A 20031-nucleotide genomic window follows, 5' to 3' on the forward strand; every position below is an offset into this window, starting at 1 on the left:
CACCTCGCCCGTTGAGCCTAACCGCAATTCACCGTGCGGCTGAGGCTGATACCTCCGGTCGCAGGTCCAGCCTGCGCAGCAGCTGGGCGTTGAGCGCAACCACAACCGTCGAGATCGACATCAGGATCGCACCCACACTCATCGGCAATACAAAGCCGATGGGTGCCAGGACGCCAGCGGCCAGCGGCACGGAGATGAGGTTGTAGCCGGCCGCCCACCACAGGTTCTGCTTCATCTTCCGGTATGTGGCTCGAGAGAGCTCGATGACCGAGAGCACGGAACGCGGGTCATCGGAGGCGAGGATCACTCCCGCCGAACCAATGGCCACATCGGTTCCAGCTCCGATGGCGATGCCTACATCTGCGGCAGCCAATGCGGGCGCGTCGTTGACTCCATCACCGACCATGGCGACCTTTCGGCCCTCCCCCTGCAGTTCGGCGACCTTCGCCGCCTTGTCTGCAGGATGGACTCCGGCGAAGACTCGGTCGATGCCGAGTTCGGAAGCCACAGTCTGCGCAACCGCCTCGGCGTCACCGGTGATCATGACGACCTGCACCCCGCGCTGATGCAGCGCATCGACGGCCCTACGGGACTCGGGACGGATCTCGTCTGCCAGCTTGAGCGCTCCGACGACATCTCCGTCGACGAGGACGTGAAGGATGATGGCGCCTTCCTCGCTCCACTGCTCAGCAATGGAAGCTTCGCCCACGTCACATTCGCTGAGCAGATTCGGCCCGCCCACGGCCACCTCGGCGCCGTCGACCTCGGCCTTGACTCCGACGGCCGGGGAGGACGAGAAGCCCTGGCCTCGCGCGATGTCGAGGCCACGGCCCTGGGCGGCGCGGACGATAGCTCGCGCCAGGGGGTGCTCGCTATCGGCCTCAGCAGCTGCGGCGAGCGCAAGGGTCTCATCCTCGGTGTAGTTCGTGGTCGTGACTTCGACCGCAGTGACTGTCGGTTCGCCCTTGGTCAGGGTGCCGGTCTTATCGAAAAGCACCGAGTCAACGGAGCGCATCGTCTCCAGCGCCAGCCGGTCCTTGATGAGGACGCCCGCGCGGGCGGCTCTCTCGGTGGCGATGGACACGACGAGCGGGATGGCCAGGCCCAGGGCGTGGGGACAGGCGATGACGAGGACGGTGATGGTGCGCACGACCGCCGAATCCGGCAACCCCACCAGAGACCACACGATCGCGGTGATCACGGCGGAACCGAGGGCGAACCAGAACAGCCAAGCGGAGGCCCTGTCGGCGATGCGCTGTGCCCGCGATGTCGAGTTCTGAGCCTCGGCGACAAGCTTCTGAATGCCAGCGAGTGCAGTGTCATCGCCCGTGGCCGTGATTTCGAGGCGCAGGCCGGAATCTGTGGCGACGGTGCCTGCCACGACAGTGTCCCCCACCGAGCGGCGGACGGTCGTCGATTCGCCCGTGACCATGGACTCGTCCATGCTGGCCGAGCCGTCTATGACCCGACCGTCAGCAGGAACCGCAGAACCAGGACGGACCACGACAGTGTCGCCGAGGCTGAGGTCGGCCGGGTCGACCATCACAGCTTCTCCGTCGACGATCGTCTCCGCCTCATCGGGCAGGAGCGCCGCCAGGCTGTCGAGTGCCGACGATGTCTGCGCCAGAGATCGCATCTCCAGCCAGTGCCCGGCCAGCATGATGACGACGAGCAGAGCCAGTTCCCACCAGAAGTCGAGTTCGGCATCGAGGATCCCGAGCGAGGACCCCCAGGAGGACAGGAAGGCGACCGTGATGGCCAGGGCGATGAGGAGCATCATGCCCGGGTTGCGGTCCTTCATCTCGCTCAGCCCGCCGGCCAAGAACGGCCTTCCGCCCCAGAAGTACATGACAGTACCGAGGATCGGCGAGAGCCACCGCAGCCAGCCGAGGATGCCGCTCTCCGGAACCTCATAGCCAACGAGGTGGCCGAACATGGGACTGAAGACGATGACCGGAATCGCCATGACCAGCATGATCCAGAACAGGCGACGGAATTGAGCGGCATGGTCGCCATGGCCCGCGTGCCCGCCGTGGCCTTCGTGGCCTTCGTGGCCTTCGTGGCCTTCGTGGCCACTGTGCTCGGCGTGACCGTCGACGTCCACATGACCATTGCGGTGCTGATGTTCGTTCTGTGCTTCCATCTCAACAGGATATACCCCGATAGGGTATAAGCCAATAGCGACAGTCGTCGCAACGTCAGGCCGCGACGCATGTAGCTGCCTCGGCCACACATTGCATACTTGAGCATCTATGCGCAATACTTGCTCAAGCTGTTCAACTTCACATTCGGTTCACAGGGAACCGGATCGGCTCAACCCCGACTCCACGACTGAGTCGGCCTCACTGCGGAGGACCTCATGGACCTGCAACTCCTCGTGGCGCTTGTCGCCGGGATCGCGACGATCGTCGTCATCGTCTTGGCGACCCGCCTCGACGCCTTCATCGCACTTCTCCTGGCCTCGGTCGTCACCGGCATCGTCGCCGGTCAGGATCTGCTCTCAATCGTCGACTCCATCACCACCGGCTTCGGCGACACTCTGGCCAGCATCGGCATCGTCATCGGACTGGGCGTTGGAATCGGCAAGATCCTCGAAGTCTCCGGCGCCGCCGACTCCCTGGCCCGAGCCTTTTTGAGCGCCTTCGGCAAGGGTCGCGAACCTTGGGCCATGGGCACCGTCGGTTCGCTTGTCTCCATTCCGGTCTTCTGCGACTCCGGCTACGTCATCATGAATCCTCTGGCCCGCTCCATAGCTCGCGTGAAGAGGGGCGGCTACGTCACACTTGCACTCGCCCTGGGCTGCGGCATGACGCTGACCCACCACATGGTGCCACCGACTCCAGGCCCACTGGCCGCGACCGGGATCCTCGGCGCCGACATCGGCTCCGTCATCCTCGCCGGCGTTGTCTTCACCATCTGCCTCCTGCCCGTCGTCGTCATCTACGCCCGCTGGATCGGGCCGAAGCTCGAGCCCGTCCTCAATGCGGCCGTCAAGCACGATGTCTACGGTTCGGTGACAACTGCCTCCGCGGATGTGCACTCGACCAGCGGCAGCGTCGATACCCTCACCGGCGATGCCTCCACCGCAGGCCAAAGCTCTGCGACCGACAACTCACCCACCGACGCAGCCGGCGCCGCTGCCGGAAACGACGGATCCACCTCAGCGAAGAAGCCGGGTGCCTTCCTCGGATTCCTTCCGCTCGTCGTCCCACTTCTGCTCATCGTCGCCAACACCGTGTCCACCGCAATCGACAAGAACGCTCAGGGCGAACTGTCCGGCGATGCCTATGAGCCCTCGGCCTGGGTCGCCCCGCTGGCGTTCCTCGGCAATCCGGTCATCGCCCTCATCATCGGTCTCGTCCTCGCCGTCTACACGCTTCTGCCCCGCGTGACTCCGCGCAACAAGGTGCAGAACTGGCTGGCCGACGGCGCAGCCTCCGCCGGGCTCATCCTGCTCATCACCGGAGCCGGCGGCAGCTTCGGACTGGTGCTGCGCGAATCGGGCGTCGGCGATGCTCTCGCCGAGGCGATCGCATCCATCAGCCTCCCGGCCCTCCTTGTGCCGTTCCTCATCGCATCGCTCGTGCGTCTGGCTCAGGGTTCGGGAACCGTCGCGATGATCACCGCGGCCTCGGTCACCGCACCATTGGTCGCGCCCCTGGGGCTGAGCCCGCTCGTGGCAGTCATGGCCTGCACCGCAGGCTCGATGGTCTTCTCCTACTTCAACGACTCGTACTTCTGGGTCGTCACCCGGTTCGCCGGCCTCGACGGCATCGGTGCGATCAAGGGCTGGTCGGGCATCACAACGGCCGTCTGGATCTGTTCCCTTCCGCTCCTGTTTGTGCTCGACTTGATCGTATGAGCCAGCCGAACTCGGCCGCAGACCCCGACGTGCCTCAGCCCGGTCCGCGGATCCTCATCCTTGCCGACGACCTCACCGGCGGCAACGCCTGCGGTGCCCTCTTCGCCGAGGCAGGCCTGCGCACAATGACGATCACCGGTACGGGCGGCAATGACTCGATCAGCCTCGATGGGATGCTCGACGACTATGACACCGTCGTCGTCAATGCGAACTCCCGGCACATGGATCCCGCCGAAGCCGCCAGCCTCACCGATGCCCTCGTCCGCATCGCGGGGCCCGTCGATCTCGTGTCGTGTCGGATCGACACGACCCTGCGTGGCAATGTCGGTCCCACCGCCGAGGCGGCCCTGCGCGCCCGTCAATCCCTGGCGTCCGAATCAGGGCCGAGTCGAGTGATGGGGCTGTGCCTTCCCGCCTTCCCGTCCTCCGGTCGGGTCACGGTCGGCGGGCAGCAGCTGCTCAACGGTCAGCTGCTCGAACACACGGAACTGGCCCATGACGTCCGCTCCCCCATGACCACCTCGGTCGTCGAGGACATTCTACGTCTCAACACCGATCTCAAGTGTCACACCATCGAGCTTTCGACAGTGCTGGATGGCAAACAGGCGATCCGCGCCGACGTTGTCAGCGCCATCGCAGTCGGCGCCGAGGTCATCGTCGCCGACGCCATGACGAATGAGCACATCAGCCTCATCGCGGCCACCGTCGTCGACCTCAGCCGTGAGGTCGCGTCAACTCCCGCCGGTGCTCCTGGTGAGAATGCTCGCCTGCATGCGAATCTGCGCCACGGTGAGCGCCTCGAATGGGTGTCCATCGATCCCGGCCCGGGCAGTCTGGCCCTGTCTCGGGCGCTCCTGCCGGCTCGCGAGACCGGGATCATCCTCGGGGTCTCCGGTTCGGCGACCGAGATCACTCGGGCGCAGCTGGCCAAACTCGATGATGATCCCACGATCACGGTGCTGCGAACCATCAACGATGCCGACGCCCTGCCCGATGTCGACGCCACGGTCGAGCAGGTCCGCGCAGTCGCCTCGGCGCAGCTCGGATCGGTGCAGGCGATCATTCTCGCCACCGTCGTCGATGCCTCCGATCTCCTCGAGCTCACCGACGAGCAGTCCGAGATCATCCCACGCAGGCTGGCCCAGATCACCGCCGAGGTGATGGCTTCGCCCGCCCCCTCCGTCACGGGTCTCTACACCACCGGCGGCGATGTCACGGCCGCGGTGCTGCGAGAGGTCGATGCCATCGGCATGGAGATCGAGGCCGAGATCATCCCCCTGGCCGTCGGCGGTCGCATCGTCGGCGGAACGGCAGCAGGCCTGCCGATCGTGACCAAGGGCGGGCTCATCGGGGACTCAGACACGACGGCGCTGTGCTTGGACCACCTCCAAAAGGTCGCACGGATCGGGCTCCCATGAGGACGTGCACGAAGTTGGACCCCACCCAGATGTTCGCGTGCATCGTGCGCGTGACCCCAGAAAACGCAATGTTGAGGAGACTGACATGACCGCACCCGTACTCGCCATGACCGTGGGCGACCCGGTGGGCATCGGCCCCGAGATCACCGCGACGGTGCTCGCCGAGTTCTCCGGTCGCGACGACCAACACGGTGTCTCCGTGGCCGACTTGGCCGTGATGACGCGGGCCGTTGACGTACTCGGCCTTGACGTCGAGCTGCGGCCGATCACCGACTGGTCGACGCCGTCGGCCGGGCAGGGCGTCATCGACGTCTTCGACATCGGAGTGCTCGGCGACGATCTGCCCGACTGGGGTATCGTCGATGCCCGCGCCGGCCAGGCCGCCGTGACCGCGATCGAGGTCGCCACCAAGGCCGCAATGGACCGTGAGATCGCCGGCATCGTCACCGGCCCCATCAACAAGGAAGCCGTCTGGAAGTCGGGGTCTGCTCACCTGGGCCACACGGAGATGCTCGGCGAACTCACCGGCGTGACCAAGCAGGACACGATGTTCGTCGTCGAGAACACGAAGGTCCCCGAGCACAAGCTCCAGATCTTCTTCGCCACCCGCCACATGTCGCTGCGCAAGGCCATCGACGCACTCACCGTCGACACTCAGGTCGATTCGATCGAACGCGCACACCGTGCCCTGCAGCTCTACGGTGTGGCCTCGCCGAGGTTGGCCGTCGCCGCGCTCAACCCACACGGCGGGGAGAACGGTGCCTTCGGCGACGAGGAGATCGAGATCCTGTCACCCGCTGTGGAGCGCGTCGTCGACTCCGGTCTCGAGGTCGCCGGGCCGATCCCAGCCGACTCGGTGTTCCACCAGGGACTGTCCGGCCGCTTCGACGGGATCCTCTCCCAATACCACGACCAGGGACACATCGCCTCGAAGACCTTCGACTTCGATGGCACGATCTCCGTCACCGTCGGGCTGCCGATCCTGCGCACCTCGGTCGATCACGGAACCGCCTTCGACATCGCAGGCCAGGGCATTGCCGATGCCGGCACCATGCGCTCGGCCTACACCGCAGCCATCGGCTACGCACCATTCGTCGACGGCATCCGCGCGGAGTACCTGCCGAAGTAGGATTCTCACTATGGCAATCCGCACCCGAACGCAGAAGCGTCGTGATGACATCCAGTCGCTGCTGGCGACCGGTTCGTGGACCATCGGCCGCTTGGCAACCGAGCTGAACACCTCGGAGTCGACGATCCGACGGGACCTGCGCGAGATGTCGGTCACGGGCGAAGTCATCCGCACGATCGGCGGCGCCACCGCCGCCGGCTACATCGAACCTCCGCTGGGTCAGCGCATGGAGGCCAACGCCGAGGCCAAGGATGCGATTGCCACGGCCGCGATGGACTACCTCGGCGATCAGAGTGTGCGCACCGTTTTCCTCGACGCCGGTTCGACCACGGTCCGGGTGGCCCAACGCATCCGTGAACGACACGATCTCACCGTCTACACACGCGGACTCGAGGTCGCCCAGACGCTGGCCCATCCGACCGGTCCTGAAGTGATCATGGTCGGGGGCCGCGTCTCAGCCAAGTCCCACGGGACGACCGGGGCCTTCAGCGATCATGCTCTCAGCCGGATCCACGTCGATCTGGCCCTGCTGGGGGCTGACGCGGTGGATACGACGAGGGGTCTGGGCGAGCCGACCTTGGACGAGGCGCGGACCAAGGAGCTCATCTCCGACCATGCCCGCATGGTCGTCGTCCTCGCCGACAGCTCCAAGGCAGCCCGCCAGGTGGCTGCGTGGGCGCCGTTGCCCAACGGCTGGGTGTGGATCGATGAGCACGGATCCCACACGCAGCGTTGAGCCTCAGCTCGCAGTGCCGCTGACGATCAGACCAGGTTCTGCTCCTTGGCCATCTGCCTGACATAGACCGGCGCTGCGAACAGCGAGGGCAGCATGACGAAGCCCACCGGCACTGCGGTGATGACGATCGCCGACTGCAGGGCGTCGACCCCGCCATCTCCCAAACTGATGAGCACGGCAGCGGTGACACCGATGAGCAGAGCCCATGTGGCCCGCAGCTTCGGCGAGGGTTCACCGCTGGTCATGCACGACTGCGACATCGCGAACGACATGGAGTCCGTGGTCGTAGCCACGAAGGTCATGGTGAGAATCAGGAAGCCGATGCTGATGATCAGCGACAACGGAAGATTGTCGCTGATGGCCATGACAGCGGCCGGCAGTCCCCCATCCGACAGCGGTCCGGAGATGGATCCAGCGGATTTCTGTTCGAGGAAGATGCCGGTGCCACCGAGAACAGCGAACCAGAATGTCGTGGCGATGGGAGGCAGCACAGTGGTGCTGATGAGCAGGTCCCGCACGGTTCGTCCCTTCGAGATGCGGGCGACGAAGATGGCCATCAGTGGGGCATAGCCGAGGAACCAACCGAAGAAGAACACTGTCCAGCCCGAGAGCCATTCGGTGTCACCACGGTAGAGCGTCATGCTGAAGAAGTCGGTCATGTACAAGGCGAAGCCGCTGAAGTAGCTCTTGATCACGAACCATGCCGAGCCCAGCGCGAGCACCGCGGCCATGAGCGCCAGGGCAATCCAGACGTTGGCGCTGCTGAGGAAGCGGATTCCTCGGCTGACACCGGAGAAGACGCTGACGCCGGCGATGGCGGTGAGCACTGCGATCACGACGAGCTGCACGCCATAGACATCAGGGATGCCGAACAGAGAGTGGAGACCATAGGAGACCTGCATGCCGAGGAATCCGACCGGCCCGATCGTTCCCGCGGCCACAGAGATGATACACACGACGTCGACGATGGCGGCGATCGGTCCGGTGGCAGCGCGCTTGCCCAGCACCGGGTACAGGAGACTGCGTGGCCGCAGGGGCATGCCCTTCTCTGCCGCGCGCATCATCACAATGGCGCCGAGCGAGCCGAGGATCGCCCAAGCGAGGAAGCCCCAGTCAATGAAGCTCGTGGCCAGAGCGGCAGCCACCGCATCGACGGCGCTGCCTCCGTCGTCGGTGAAGTACGGTGGGGTCGTCGCATAGTGATACATCGGCTCCGCCGCCGCCCAGAACACTCCTCCTGCGGCGAGCAGGGTCATCATGATCATGGCGACCCAGCTGAAGCGTTTGAAGTCCGGGCGCGCCTGGTTGCCCAGCCGCGCCTTGGCCCATGGGGTGAAGATGAGGACGAGTGCGACGAGGAACGTGGCCAGCAGAAGAATCTGCCAGTACATGCCGAAGATGTTCGCGCAGGCGGTGAATGCGGTCCCGACCCACGAGGACATCGTGTCGGGAATGATGAGGGCGAGTGCGACGAAGGCGGCAAGGATGCCGACGCTGGTGCCAGCCACCGGCAGGTCGATGCGGTGACTCAACTTTGTTTCAGACGCCTCGCCCGGCCTCGGTTCGGGGTCCCCGTCCGCATCGACATCGGCGCTGCCCGTCATCGGCGGCGTCTCCTGTCTGACTGATCCTGATTGATCCCTGGTCTCGTCCATGTGTCTGCTGCCTTCCGGACTCCGTCACATCGAATGCTCGAGGTGGAGCCGCTTGTTGTTGCAATCGATCGTTCTGTCAGATTTCGCAGCGATCCACTCTAGTGTCTGAAGGTCTTGAACGGTACCTTGCCCACACGGAATACACCGTGATATCCCACTCATTGTTAAAGGGACGCGGTGTGGGTCTTCGGCAATCTGTTCACCGGGCACTGGAGGCGGCTGCTCATCCTCGGCGCTGTCTGCTTCCTCATCCCTCGGTTGCGGAATAACGCAGTGAGTACCAGGCGCTGAGAATCGATAGAAACACAGAACCCGCAGAGTCAGCCTTGGCAGAGAGATAGCTTCGTTGTCGGTTAGTCTCGAGCCATGGTCACGTTGATCCCGCAGCACCCTGATTTCAATGACTCCACCGCCGAGGCGACAGTGTGGAATGCTCTGTGTCAGCAGCTTCCCGACGAGACGACGATGATTCACAGCCAGCGACTGACCGGCGACGATAAGGACGTCGAGATCGACATCCTGGTGCTCTGGCCCGGTTTCGGCATTGCCGTCCTCGAGGTCAAAGGCGGTCGGGTCGGCGTCGAGGACGGCCGCTGGATCACGCAGGACTCTCAGAGCCATCGCAATCGGCTCAAGGTCTCCCCACTTGAGCAGGCGATGGTCGCCAAGCACACCCTCGTCGACTATCTCCATTCGCGGGTCTCCGCGACGCCGGGTCCCATCAGCCACCTCGCTGTCCTCCCCTACACGCAGCTGCCATCGGACTGGGACCAGCCCGACGCGCTGAGGCGGCAGCTCGTCGACTCCACTCAGCTCGCCTCGATAGCAGCGGCGATCTCCACTCAGCTGCGCTTCGACTTCGACCCGGGGCGTGACAACCTCAATACGCCCCACGAATTCGTCCTCAAGAACCTGCACAGGACCAACCAAGCCGTGGAGAACGTCAGCCTCAAAGCCACCGAGATCTCCGACCGTGCTGATGCGCTGAGCCGGGAGCAGGCGAAGCTCATCAGCATTCTGCGCCACCAGAATCGTGCGGAGATCAGCGGCGGCGCGGGTTCGGGCAAGACCTACCTGGCGCTGCTCAAAGCCAGGGCGCTGACACAGGCAGGCAACAAGGTCGCGCTCATGTGCTATTCGCGTGGCCTGGGCCGACTCCTCCAGCTCTTCACCACCCAATGGCCAGAGGAAGATCGTCCCGCATACGTGGGGCTGTTCCACGACCTGCCGATCTCCTGGGGAGCTGCTCCAGGCAGCGACGACGACTCCGACTACTGGGAGAACAGTCTTCCCTTGCAGCTCAAGGACCTTGCCGATGGACGGCCGCGCAAAAGTCTCTTCGATGCGATCGTCATCGACGAGGGGCAGGATTTCAGCCTTCTGTGGTGGGAGGCGGTCCAGTCGTGTCTGCGCAATCAGGTCGAGGGGATCCTCTATGCCTTCACAGATGAGAGACAGCGGATCTTCGGCCGTGAGGGCGAATCACCGATCACGATGAATCCCATCCAGCTCGACGAAAATCTGCGCAACTCCGAACAGATCGTCGCCGGCTTTGCCGACCTCGCGTTCGAACCGCCCATCCCCCGCAACGGGCCGGGTGAGGACATCGAGTTCAGCGAGGTCGACATCGACGATGCCCTCGCCGAGGCGGATTCCCAGGTGGAATCGCTCATGGACTCCGGATGGAGCCCCGGAGACATCGCACTGCTGACAACAGGCAGCCGGCACCCTGTCCAGCGCGAGATCGTCGAGGCAGAAGGCACCTCGGCCTATTGGGATCAGTTCTTTGCCGCCGAGGACGTCTTCTACGGCCACGTGCTCGGATTCAAGGGCCTCGAACGCCCCGTCGTGGTGCTGTGCATCAACGGGTTCCGCGACCCCGACCGGGCATTGGACATGCTCTACGTCGGAATGTCGCGGGCGACGACGAAGCTCGTCGTTGTCGGTGACCTCAGCGTCTTCGACCAGGTCTACGGCACCTGAGAACGAGGCACGACCTGCCCTTCTGAACGCGATTCATCCTGCCAGCACCGCAGGGTCCGGCAACTTCCGCTTGACCAGCTTCCCCGTTGGCGTCCGCGGCAGTTCGGGGACGAAGTAGAACTCGCGGGGAATCTTGAATCGAGCCAAGCGATCACTCAGCCAGCTGCGGATCTCATCCGCCTGACCAACCTCGGCGAGGCCATCGGCCAACTGCACAAACGCAACAGGAACCTGTCCCAGCTCATCATCGGTCTTGCCCACGACGGCCACATCGGCGATCGAAGGCCGCAGCGCCAGCGCATTCTCGATTTCCTGCGGGTAGACGTTGACTCCCCCGACGATGATGAGACCCGTGGTGCGTTCGGCGATGTAGAGGAACCTGTCTTCGTCGAGGTAGCCCATGTCTCCGGTCGTCGCCCAGGTGTCCGCATGGTCCGGGTGCCTGGAGGCTGCTGTCTTCGCCGGGTCTTTGTAGTACTCGAACAGGGCCGCTGTGGCTTCGAAGTAGATGACTCCGATCTCACCGGCAGGCAGCTCCTCCCCCTCAGGTCCGCAGATGTGGACGATGCCTTTGACTCCGTCGCGGCCGACCGATCCCGGCCTCTCGAGCGCCTGCTGACTGTCAATGATGGTCAGACCGTTGCTCTCCGTGGCCGCATAGTATTCGAAGATCACCGGGCCCCACCATTCGATCATGGCCCGTTTGACCTCGGGCGGGCATGGTGCCGCGGCATGGATGGCGACCTTGAGACTGGAGACATCATAGGACAGGCGCACCTCGTCGGGCAGTTTGAGCATTCGGATGAGCATCGTAGGCACCCACTGCGAGTGAGTGACGTTGTGCTTCTCGATCAGTGCCAACGCCTCCTCGGCGTCGAAACGAGGCATGACGACGACGGTGCCGCCCTGCGAGTGCGTCGTCATCACGAACCGCAACGGTGCCGCGTGGTAAAGAGGTGCTGGTGACAGGTAGACCGTATCCTCGTCGAATCCGTAGAGGCTACGGAACAGACTGATGAGGGAGACATCCTCGTCCTCGATGAGCAGATCGGTGGCTCCGGGCAGGATGCCTTTCGGTCGTCCGGTCGTGCCCGAGGAGTAGAGCATGTCATCGCCGCGGGGTTCGACGTCAGGTTTGTCCGCCGAAGCAGCACCGAGCACCGCTTCATACTCGTCCCAGCCGGCGAAGGCCTGCCTCGCCTCACCGTCGGGAAGAGCGTCGATGCGGATCCGGTTCTCGACCTGCTGGCACTGTTCGGCAACCTCGCTCGATTTCTTCAGCTGGGTCGAGAGGAGGAAGGCTCGGGCATCGCAGTCGTCGACGATGTAGGCCGATTCCGCTGCAGTCAGGTGGGAGTTGACGACCGTGACGATGCCACCGGTGCGCAAGGCTGCCCACAGTGCTTCAATGATCTCGAACCGGTTCTCGGCCATGACGGCGATGTGGTCGCCCTTCTCGAAGCCCCTTGAGCGCAGATGGTTGGCCAGTCGCAGGGAGCGATCCTCGAGTTCGCCGAAGGTGAGCACCGCTTCGGTGTCAGCCATGATGACGGCGGGTTTGTCAGGGTTCTTCGCTGCCCATTTTCCTGGATACATGTCACTTCCTAGTCATCGTCGACCTTGGTGGTCATCGGGTCGGTTGAGTGCGGGTCGCTTGAGTGCGGGTGGTCGCGTTGCGTCACGCCCTCGGCAACTGGATTCATCTGTCATCCTCGGAAGGTGCGCCGCTCAGGAGCGATCGTGCAATCTGCTGCCACGTTGCGATCATCGGTTCGGTCTGCGGGTCGAGGTGGGAGAAGGTGTAGGTCACGGCCATCCCGCGCATGCTCGAGAAGAGCACGGAGAACATGTGATCGTATCCGGCCTGCGTTGCGATGACTGGGCCAAACAGCTCTCGAGCGTTCTCCCGCACCCTCTCGAACACGTTCCTCTCATGCGTCCTCACCTTGTCGGCGAGCGCATCGTCGGTCCGCGACGCGATCCACAGCTCCAACGCGGTGAAGAAGCTCGAGTGCATCAGTCCCGCCCACAGGATCATCACGGCCCAGTCAGACCTCGTGTCCAGCTCGTCAGCGGGCGGACGCTTCCGGGCCAGGGACCGGCTGAAGTCGTCGGTGCGGTCCTCGAGATTACGGTTGAGACGCTGTTCGCCGAGGCGGGTGACCGCTGCCGTGAGCAGTTCCTGCTTCGACGGGAAATGATGCAGCAGCCTGCCGCGGGTCACTCCTGCCTTAGCCTGGACCTTCATCGTGGTCGTCGCCGCGTACCCTTCGGCGAGCAGGCAGTCGATTGTCGCGTCGAGGATGAGTTCCTTCGACCGTGCGGTCCGATCCGCCTGGAACCTCCCGTTGGCCCGGACTGAGCGGTCGGCGTGGCTTGTCCGGTCTGACTGGTCCACTGAGTTCTCCTCCACCTGCGGATCAGCAGGCTCCGGCGACTTACGGTCTGCCTTGACTGTTTTACCCGTTCGTGAAAATCTTAACGCATGATCAGTTATCTGGGTCACATTTTCCACGGCGAATTTCTTCACCGCCGCTGCACAGACACCATCACAGAGGAGCACAGATGAACGACGCAGTCATCGTCGCCGCACGACGCACACCCACCGGCAAGCGCAAAGGCATGCTGTCCGGAATCCACCCGGCCGACCTGGGCGCCACTGCCATGGCCGACGTCGTCGCCCAGACCGGCATCGACCCATCGGTCATCGACGACGTCATCTTCGGATGCGTGTCCCAGTCCAGTGAACAGACCGGCGACATCGCTCGCACCGTCGCTCTGTCCGCCGGACTCCCCGAGTCGGTTCCCGGTGTCACCGTCGATCGCCAGTGCGGCTCTTCCCAGCAGGCTGTCCACTTCGCTGCGGCCGGCCTCATCGCCGGTCAGTACGATGTTGTCGTCGCCGGCGGAGTCGAGTCCATGTCCCGCGTGCCCATGGGCTCATCTGCCGCAGGCCAGTCCCCGTACGGTGAGAAGTTCAACTCCCGCTATGACAATGTCACACCGAACCAGGGCATCGGTGCCGAGATGATCGCTGAACAGTGGAAACTGAGCCGCACCCAGCTCGACGAACTTGCCGTGCGCTCCCACGAACTCGCAGCGGCGGCGACCGATGCCGGTCGCTTCGACTCTCAGATCATCCCCGTGCCCACCGGGGCCGGGGCTGTCACCGCCGATGAGGGCATTCGCCGCGGCACCAGCGTGGAGACGCTCGCCGGCCTCGACACCGTATTCAAGCAGGACGGCGTCGTCACCGCAGGCAACGCCTCGCAGATCTCCGACGGCTCGGCAGCCCTGCTGATGATGACCTCGGCCAAAGCGAAGGAACTGGGGCTCAACCCCATCGCGAAGGTGCACACAGCCGTCCTCGCCGGCACCGATCCTGTCATCATGCTCACCGGCCCCATCCCCGCGACAGCGAAGGCCCTGAAGAAGTCCGGGCTCTCCATCGACGACATCGGCGTCTTCGAGATCAACGAAGCGTTCGCCTCGGTGCCTTTGGCCTGGCTGCAGGAGACAGGGGCCGATATCAGCCGCCTCAACCCCAACGGCGGGGCCATCGCACTGGGCCACCCCCTCGGCGGCTCGGGCGCGAGGCTGATGACGACGATGATCCACCACATGCAGCAGCAGGGAATCCGCTACGGACTGCAGTCGATGTGTGAGGGTGGCGGCCAGGCCAACGCGACAATTCTGGAACTGGTCTGAACCAACTCGCAACCACCCTGAACCTGCCCTGAACCCGTTCGACGAAGAGGACACCACCCATGAAGAGAGACCTGTACAACGAGGACCATGAAGCCTTCCGCGGCACCGTCGCCACCTTCCTCGACCGTGAGGTCGTGCCCCACGTCGAGAAGTGGGAGGAGAACCACCTCGTCGACCGATCGATGTGGAAGAAGGCCGCCGAGGCGGGCGTCATCGGTCTGACCATCCCCGAGGAATTCGGTGGGGCCGGAGTCGCTGACTTCCGGTTCGAGATGGTCCGCAGCGAAGAGATCGCCCGCCGAGGCGTCGGCGGGGCCACGAGCGGATGGGGCGTGTCCGACGGCATCGTTCCCGGTTATCTCCTGGCCTTCGGCACTCAGGCCCAGAAGGAGAAGTACCTGCCGGGCCTCGCCGCGGGCGAGTCGATCGGTGCGATCGCCATGACCGAGCCGAATGCCGGCTCGGACCTCCAGGCCATTACGACCAAGGCCGTGCGCGACGGGGACGACTGGGTGATCAACGGCGCGAAGACCTTCATCACCAACGGCTACCACTGCGACTTCGTCATCGTCGTCGCTCGCACGAACCCGGATGCCAAACCGTCCCAGGGCACGTCACTGTTCATCGTCGAGGACGGGACACCGGGCTTCGAACGCGGACGCAAGCTCAAGAAGCTCGGCATGGATGCCCAAGACACATCGGAGCTGTCTTTCTCCGATGTGCGAGTGCCCGCCGATGCCCTCCTCGGCGAGCTCGACCAGGGGTTCATCCATCTCATGGTCAATCTGCCGACCGAACGCATGCTCATCGGTTCGGGAACCCTGGCAGGCGCCAGAGCGGCACTCGGGTGGACGGGCGAATACGTCTTCACCAGACCTGCCTTCGGACAGACGATCGGGGACTTCCAGAACACACGCTTCGAACTCGCCGAGCTCGAAACCCGCGTCGATGCCCTCGAAGCATTCGTCGACCGCTGTGCTCTGGCGCTCAATGACGGGGAGCTGACCCCGGTCGATGCGGCCAAGGCGAAGTACCTCGGCTCTGACCTCGAGATCGAGGTCATCAACCGGTGCCTGCAGCTCTTCGGCGGCTATGGCTACATGCTCGAATACCCGATCACCCGAGCGTTCAAGGACAGTCGCGTCCAGGCGATCTTCGGCGGGTCCAACGAGGTGATGAAGGAACTCGTTGGCCGCGACATCGCAAAGCGCTACCGCCAGAAGTGATCACTCGCCCTTGACCTCGAGCAGGACCTTTCCCTGCACGCTGCGAGAGTCGAGTTCGCCGATCGCGGCTGCGGCCTGACTAAGGGGGTAGGTGGCGTGGATGGCCGGATTGAGCTTGCCCGCGGCCACATAGTCGGCGATCGCGTCCCACTGTTCGGCGATGTAGTCGGGCCGTTCGCGGGCCGCGGCTCCCCACGCCACACCGTCGACCGAGATGTTCTTCAGCAGCAGACGGTTGACCTTGATGGAAGGGATCTCGCCGGCAGTGAATCCGAGGACCAGAATACGGCCATAGGGGGCCAGGACGCGGGTCGAGTCCGTGAAGCGGTCCCCGCCGACCGGGTCGAAGACATAGTCGACTCCGTTCGGGTAGAGCTCTTTGACAGCGTCCTTGAAGCCATCAGCCATGACCACATGCGTCGCGCCGAGCTCGCGGACAGTCTGCGCCTTGGTCTCAGTCGAGACGACCCCGATCACCTCGAGGCCGATGGCCAGAGCCATCTGCACTGCGGCCGAGCCCAACCCGCCCGCGGCCCCGTGGACGAGGATGGTCTGCCCTGCTTTGGCCTGGGCCCGAAGGCGGAGGGCGAAGTCAGCGGTGAGCAGGTTCATCGGCATTCCTGCTGCGTGAGCCAGGCTGATGCCATCGGGCACCGGCACGGTCTGCTCGTCGCCGACGACCATGAATTCGGCGAACGAGCCCGTGCCGGGAATTGCGGCAACACGGTCACCCACGGAGAACCGTGAACCAGCGCCGGCCTCGACGACGACTCCGGCGGCCTCGGAACCGAGAACGAAGGGAAGTTCGTGCTTCGTCTGGTACATGCCCCGGGTCTGGAGCAGTTCGGGGAACGTCACGCCGGCATAGGCCACCTCGACGAGGACTTCACCGTGTCCCGGACTCGGCCGTTCCGCCTCGGCGAGCTCAACATCGTCTGGTCCGGTCAAGGTGGCAACGCGAATGGCTCTCATGATTTCCTCACTGTGGATGAAAGAAGCTTGGGATGACCCACTCATCACTATCACATTCGGTGGTGACCGGCATCACGATTTCAGCTTGACTCCCACGCCTGGTTTGAATACTGTGATTGAAACTGAACGATTGTTCACTCGGGAGGGTCGACGTTGACCACAGCACCTGCAGGATTCGATGTTTCAACCATTGGACGATGGATTGAGGACCGGTTCGGAGTCACGGACTTCGACGTCGAAGTCATGTCCATCGGACGTTCGAATCTCACCTTCACCATCACCGTGGACGGGCTCCCTCGCTGGGTGCTTCGACGTCCACCGCTGGGTCACTCCGGGGGAAGCGCCCACAACGTCTCACGCGAGGGTCGGATCATGGCCGCGCTGGCCGACAGCCCCGTTCCCGTCCCTCATGTCATTGACATCGTCGACGATCCTGAGGTCCTCGACGTACCGTTCGTCTTCATGGATCACTGCCCCGGGTTCGCCATGAACGAACCCGCTGATTGGGCACGGATTCCTGATGGTCCTGGCCCTGGCGACAAACGGGCGTGCGCGTTCGGCATGGTCGATACTCTGGCGGCGGTCCATCGCGTCGACATCGACGAGTTGGGGCTCGGGGATCTGCGCAGGAACGGCGGTCTCATAGAACGGCAGCTGCGACGCTGGCTCGGACAGGTCGAAGAGATCTCGATGCGCGACATCCCCATCATCCGCGAGGTCCACGACGCCCTCGCTCAGAGTACGCCCGACCCGGCCGGCAGCCCTGTCGGCCTGGCCCACGGCGATTTCAAACCCAACAACATGATCTTCGCCCCCGATGGAGCGGTCAACGCGGTCGTCGACTGGGAGCTCACCGCCGTCGGCGAGGTGCTGACCGATCTGGGCTACTTCGTCGCAATGCTCACGGTGCCAGAGGACTACACAAGCATCTGGGTGCCGACCCCCGAGCTCGGCTTCCCGGAATCCGCCGAGATCATCGATCGCTACCAAGAGGTCAGCGGGCACGAGGTCCACGACGTCGACTACTACGCGGCCTTCGCCATGTGGAAACTCGCGTGCATCCGCGAAGGCGTCTACACCCGACTGCTGACCGGGAAGATGGGCGACCTCGACCTTGATCCGGAAACCGCCGGCGCCGGAGTCGAAGACCTGGCCCGGCAGGCGCTGACACTTCTGGAGAAGTCATGAGCACATCTGAGAACAACGCGACGATCACCACCGACAGCGTGAAAAGCCCCGTTGCCGATAAGCGCGTCATCGTCACCGGCGCTGCCGGCGGCATCGGTGCAGCCCTCGCGACCGAGCTCATCGCACGAGGCGCCCGAGTGGTCCTCGCCGATGTCTCCCCCGCGGTCACCGACACCGCGGCGTCACTCGACTCCCCGGCAGAATCGGGTTCGAGCGCCGAAGACGCCGCCTCTGCCCATGCCTGGGTCGGGGATGTGTCCTCGGTGGCAGGCATCGACGATCTCATCGCCTTCGCCGATGATCGCCTCGGCGGGGTCGACATGTACTTCGCGAACGCCGGCATCATCGGACCCGCAGGACTCGGCGACTCCGACGGCGATTGGGATGCGATCATCGACGTCAACCTGCGCGCCCACATCCGCGCAGCTCAAGCCCTCATCCCCCGCTGGCAGGAAGCTGGATCGGGATATTTCGTCGCGACCGCCTCGGCGGCCGGCCTGCTCACCCAGATCGGATCGGCCGCGTATTCGGTGACCAAGCATGCCTCGGTCGGATTCGCCGAGTGGCTGTCACTGACGTACCGCGACGACGGAATCCGGGCCTCGGTGATCTGCCCGATGGGTGTCGACACCGACCTGCTGCGCGACAGCGGTGCCGACGGGCCGGCACAGTCCGCGGTCACCGAAGCCGGCACCGTGCTCACACCCTCAGTGGTCGCGAACGTGGCCCTCGATGCCGTCGAGGTTGAGCAGTTCCTCATCCTCCCCCACCCCGAGGTGCTCGACATGTATCGCATGAAGGGCAGCGACTACGACCGCTGGCTCAAAGGAATGAGCCGCTACCAGAACCGACTCAACGAAGCGAACCGACTCAACGAGGAGACCACACATGCTGGAAACGACTGAACGCGGCCGCGAATACCAGGAGCGTCTGGGCAAGTTCATGGACGACTTCGTCTACCCCGCGGAGTCCGTCTATGCCGAGCAGATGGCTGCGGCACACAGCCCGCACACCCAGCCGCAGGTCCTCGAGGACCTCAAGGCCGAGGCCAAGAGCCAGGGCCTGTGGAACCTCTTCCACCCTGATCCCGAGTGGGGGCCGGGACTGACGAACCTCGAGTACGCTCCCCTGGCTGAAATCACCGGCCACAGCATCGAGATTGCTCCCGAGTCGATCAACTGCAACGCCCCCGACACGGGCAACATGGAAGTCTTCACCCGCTTCGGCACCGATGAGCACAAGGAGAAGTACCTAGGGCCGCTGCTCGATGGCACGATCGCCTCGGCGTTCGCCATGACCGAACCCGCGGTTGCCAGCTCCGATGCCACGAACGTCGAGATGCGCATGGAACCCACGGAGGACGGGTTCGTCCTCAACGGCCGCAAATGGTTCGCCTCGAACGGCATGCATCCCAACTGCCGTGTCCTCATCGTCATGGGCAAAACCTCCCCCGACGCCGAGGTGCACCGTCAGCAGTCGATGCTCGTCGTTCCGATCGATGCCCCCGGTGTCACCGTGGTGCGCAACCTGCCCGTCTTCGGCTACCACGACCGGGAGGGCCACGCGGAGATCACCTTCGAGGACGTCCATGTGCCCTCCAGCGATATCCTCAAGGGCGAAGGTGAGGGCTTCGCGATCAGTCAGGCTCGCCTGGGTCCAGGTCGCATCCACCATTGCATGCGTGCGATCGGTGCGGCCGAACGGGCGCTGGAACTCATGGTCAAACGCGCAGAGGAGCGCGTGACCTTCGGTGAGAAGCTGTCGTCTCGTGCCAACATTCAGGACTGGATCGCCGAGGCCCGGATCGAGATCGATCAGGCCAGGCTGCTGACGCTGCACGCGGCGGACATGATGGACAAGCACGGCAACAAGGTCGCCAAGAACGAGATTGCTGAGATCAAGGTCGTCGCTCCGGCCATGGCATTGAAGATCATCGATCGCGCGATCCAGGTCCATGGCGGTGCCGGCGTGACTGAGGACTTCCCGCTCGCGAGCATGTGGGCGCATATGCGCACCCTGCGTCTGGCCGACGGACCCGATGAGGTCCACAAGCGCAGCATCGCTCGCAACGAGATCAAGAAGTACCGCAAGCAGCCTGCAAGGTAGGCGACCTGGCTGTCGAACTCGATAGTCCTTTGGACATAGCATTCAACG

At 64.1% G+C, this 20031-nt stretch carries 15 protein-coding genes; 10 read left to right on the plus strand and 5 right to left on the minus strand.

Features of this window, described 5'->3' with window-relative positions:
- Window positions 1–28: 28 nt before the first annotated feature.
- Window positions 29–2143, minus strand: a complete 2115-nt coding sequence (locus BANT918_RS09070; protein WP_101619929.1) for a heavy metal translocating P-type ATPase — start codon at window positions 2141–2143, stop codon at window positions 29–31.
- Window positions 2144–2359: 216 nt separating this feature from the next.
- Between BANT918_RS09070 and BANT918_RS09075 the strand changes: the two genes are divergently transcribed.
- From BANT918_RS09075 to BANT918_RS09090, 4 genes are all read left to right on the plus strand, one after another.
- Window positions 2360–3862 carry a GntP family permease gene (locus BANT918_RS09075; RefSeq protein ID WP_101619930.1) on the plus strand — a complete coding sequence of 501 codons (1503 nt, stop codon included), beginning with the start codon at window positions 2360–2362 and terminating at the stop codon, window positions 3860–3862.
- Window positions 3859–5280, plus strand: a complete 1422-nt coding sequence (locus tag BANT918_RS09080; RefSeq protein ID WP_233429520.1) for a four-carbon acid sugar kinase family protein — start codon at window positions 3859–3861, stop codon at window positions 5278–5280. Before BANT918_RS09075 ends, BANT918_RS09080 begins: the two co-directional genes overlap by 4 nt.
- A gap of 85 nt (window positions 5281–5365) precedes the next feature.
- Complete coding sequence (gene pdxA, locus BANT918_RS09085) at window positions 5366–6409, plus strand: 4-hydroxythreonine-4-phosphate dehydrogenase PdxA (protein ID WP_180957475.1); 1044 nt, start codon at window positions 5366–5368, stop codon at window positions 6407–6409.
- 10 nt (window positions 6410–6419) lie between these two features.
- Window positions 6420–7145 (plus strand): DeoR/GlpR family DNA-binding transcription regulator, encoded by a 726-nt coding sequence (locus BANT918_RS09090; protein ID WP_101619931.1) that lies wholly within the window; start codon window positions 6420–6422, stop codon window positions 7143–7145.
- 26 nt (window positions 7146–7171) lie between these two features.
- Here BANT918_RS09090 and BANT918_RS09095 read toward each other — a convergent pair whose 3' ends face one another.
- A complete protein-coding gene (locus BANT918_RS09095; protein ID WP_233430418.1) occupies window positions 7172–8749 on the minus strand; it encodes a BCCT family transporter in 1578 nt (525 codons plus the stop codon).
- A gap of 417 nt (window positions 8750–9166) precedes the next feature.
- On the opposite strand from BANT918_RS09095, the gene BANT918_RS09100 reads away from it, so the two are divergent.
- Window positions 9167–10783 (plus strand): nuclease-related domain-containing DEAD/DEAH box helicase, encoded by a 1617-nt coding sequence (locus BANT918_RS09100; protein WP_101619933.1) that lies wholly within the window; start codon window positions 9167–9169, stop codon window positions 10781–10783.
- A gap of 33 nt (window positions 10784–10816) precedes the next feature.
- On the opposite strand, the gene BANT918_RS09105 is transcribed toward BANT918_RS09100, so the two are convergent.
- Complete coding sequence (locus BANT918_RS09105) at window positions 10817–12379, minus strand: AMP-binding protein (protein ID WP_101619934.1); 1563 nt, start codon at window positions 12377–12379, stop codon at window positions 10817–10819.
- A gap of 103 nt (window positions 12380–12482) precedes the next feature.
- Entirely contained in the window at window positions 12483–13181 is a 699-nt protein-coding gene (locus BANT918_RS09110) for a TetR/AcrR family transcriptional regulator (protein ID WP_167389434.1), read from the minus strand.
- 167 nt (window positions 13182–13348) lie between these two features.
- Here BANT918_RS09110 and BANT918_RS09115 point away from each other — a divergent pair, with 167 nt between their 5' ends.
- A complete protein-coding gene (locus tag BANT918_RS09115) occupies window positions 13349–14491 on the plus strand; it encodes a thiolase family protein (protein WP_101619936.1) in 1143 nt (380 codons plus the stop codon).
- Between the two features lie 59 nt (window positions 14492–14550).
- Window positions 14551–15717: an acyl-CoA dehydrogenase family protein gene (locus BANT918_RS09120; RefSeq protein WP_101619937.1), complete on the plus strand. Its 1167-nt coding sequence runs from the start codon at window positions 14551–14553 to the stop codon at window positions 15715–15717.
- Here BANT918_RS09120 and BANT918_RS09125 read toward each other — a convergent pair whose 3' ends face one another.
- Window positions 15718–16689 carry an NADPH:quinone oxidoreductase family protein gene (locus tag BANT918_RS09125; RefSeq protein ID WP_101619938.1) on the minus strand — a complete coding sequence of 324 codons (972 nt, stop codon included), beginning with the start codon at window positions 16687–16689 and terminating at the stop codon, window positions 15718–15720.
- 153 nt (window positions 16690–16842) lie between these two features.
- Here BANT918_RS09125 and BANT918_RS09130 point away from each other — a divergent pair, with 153 nt between their 5' ends.
- From BANT918_RS09130 to BANT918_RS09140, 3 genes are read left to right on the plus strand one after another with little or no spacing between them, the layout of a single operon-like run.
- Window positions 16843–17877, plus strand: a complete 1035-nt coding sequence (locus BANT918_RS09130) for a phosphotransferase family protein (protein WP_101619939.1) — start codon at window positions 16843–16845, stop codon at window positions 17875–17877.
- Window positions 17874–18782, plus strand: coding sequence for an SDR family oxidoreductase (locus tag BANT918_RS09135; RefSeq protein WP_101619940.1), 909 nt, complete (start codon window positions 17874–17876; stop codon window positions 18780–18782). The genes BANT918_RS09130 and BANT918_RS09135 overlap by 4 nt, the downstream gene beginning before the upstream one ends.
- Window positions 18766–19983, plus strand: a complete 1218-nt coding sequence (locus BANT918_RS09140) for an acyl-CoA dehydrogenase family protein (RefSeq protein ID WP_101619941.1) — start codon at window positions 18766–18768, stop codon at window positions 19981–19983. The genes BANT918_RS09135 and BANT918_RS09140 overlap by 17 nt, the downstream gene beginning before the upstream one ends.
- Window positions 19984–20031: the final 48 nt, after the last annotated feature.

The sequence above is a fragment of the Brevibacterium antiquum CNRZ 918 genome (genome assembly GCF_900169145.1).
GTDB lineage: Bacteria > Actinomycetota > Actinomycetes > Actinomycetales > Brevibacteriaceae > Brevibacterium > Brevibacterium koreense.

What these genes read in the sequence shown, in the direction of transcription:
- pdxA (WP_180957475.1), top strand. Translation starts at nt 5,366, where the DNA reads ATGACCGCACCCGTACTCGCCATGACCGTGGGCGACCCGGTGGGCATC.
- BANT918_RS09070 (WP_101619929.1), bottom strand. Translation starts at nt 2,143, where the DNA reads ATGGAAGCACAGAACGAACATCAGCACCGCAATGGTCATGTGGACGTC.
- BANT918_RS09140 (WP_101619941.1), top strand. Translation starts at nt 18,766, where the DNA reads ATGCTGGAAACGACTGAACGCGGCCGCGAATACCAGGAGCGTCTGGGC.
- BANT918_RS09075 (WP_101619930.1), top strand. Translation starts at nt 2,360, where the DNA reads ATGGACCTGCAACTCCTCGTGGCGCTTGTCGCCGGGATCGCGACGATC.
- BANT918_RS09115 (WP_101619936.1), top strand. Translation starts at nt 13,349, where the DNA reads ATGAACGACGCAGTCATCGTCGCCGCACGACGCACACCCACCGGCAAG.
- BANT918_RS09090 (WP_101619931.1), top strand. Translation starts at nt 6,420, where the DNA reads ATGGCAATCCGCACCCGAACGCAGAAGCGTCGTGATGACATCCAGTCG.
- BANT918_RS09095 (WP_233430418.1), bottom strand. Translation starts at nt 8,749, where the DNA reads ATGACGGGCAGCGCCGATGTCGATGCGGACGGGGACCCCGAACCGAGG.
- BANT918_RS09080 (WP_233429520.1), top strand. Translation starts at nt 3,859, where the DNA reads ATGAGCCAGCCGAACTCGGCCGCAGACCCCGACGTGCCTCAGCCCGGT.
- BANT918_RS09105 (WP_101619934.1), bottom strand. Translation starts at nt 12,379, where the DNA reads ATGTATCCAGGAAAATGGGCAGCGAAGAACCCTGACAAACCCGCCGTC.
- BANT918_RS09135 (WP_101619940.1), top strand. Translation starts at nt 17,874, where the DNA reads ATGAGCACATCTGAGAACAACGCGACGATCACCACCGACAGCGTGAAA.
- BANT918_RS09100 (WP_101619933.1), top strand. Translation starts at nt 9,167, where the DNA reads ATGGTCACGTTGATCCCGCAGCACCCTGATTTCAATGACTCCACCGCC.
- BANT918_RS09125 (WP_101619938.1), bottom strand. Translation starts at nt 16,689, where the DNA reads ATGAGAGCCATTCGCGTTGCCACCTTGACCGGACCAGACGATGTTGAG.
- BANT918_RS09120 (WP_101619937.1), top strand. Translation starts at nt 14,551, where the DNA reads ATGAAGAGAGACCTGTACAACGAGGACCATGAAGCCTTCCGCGGCACC.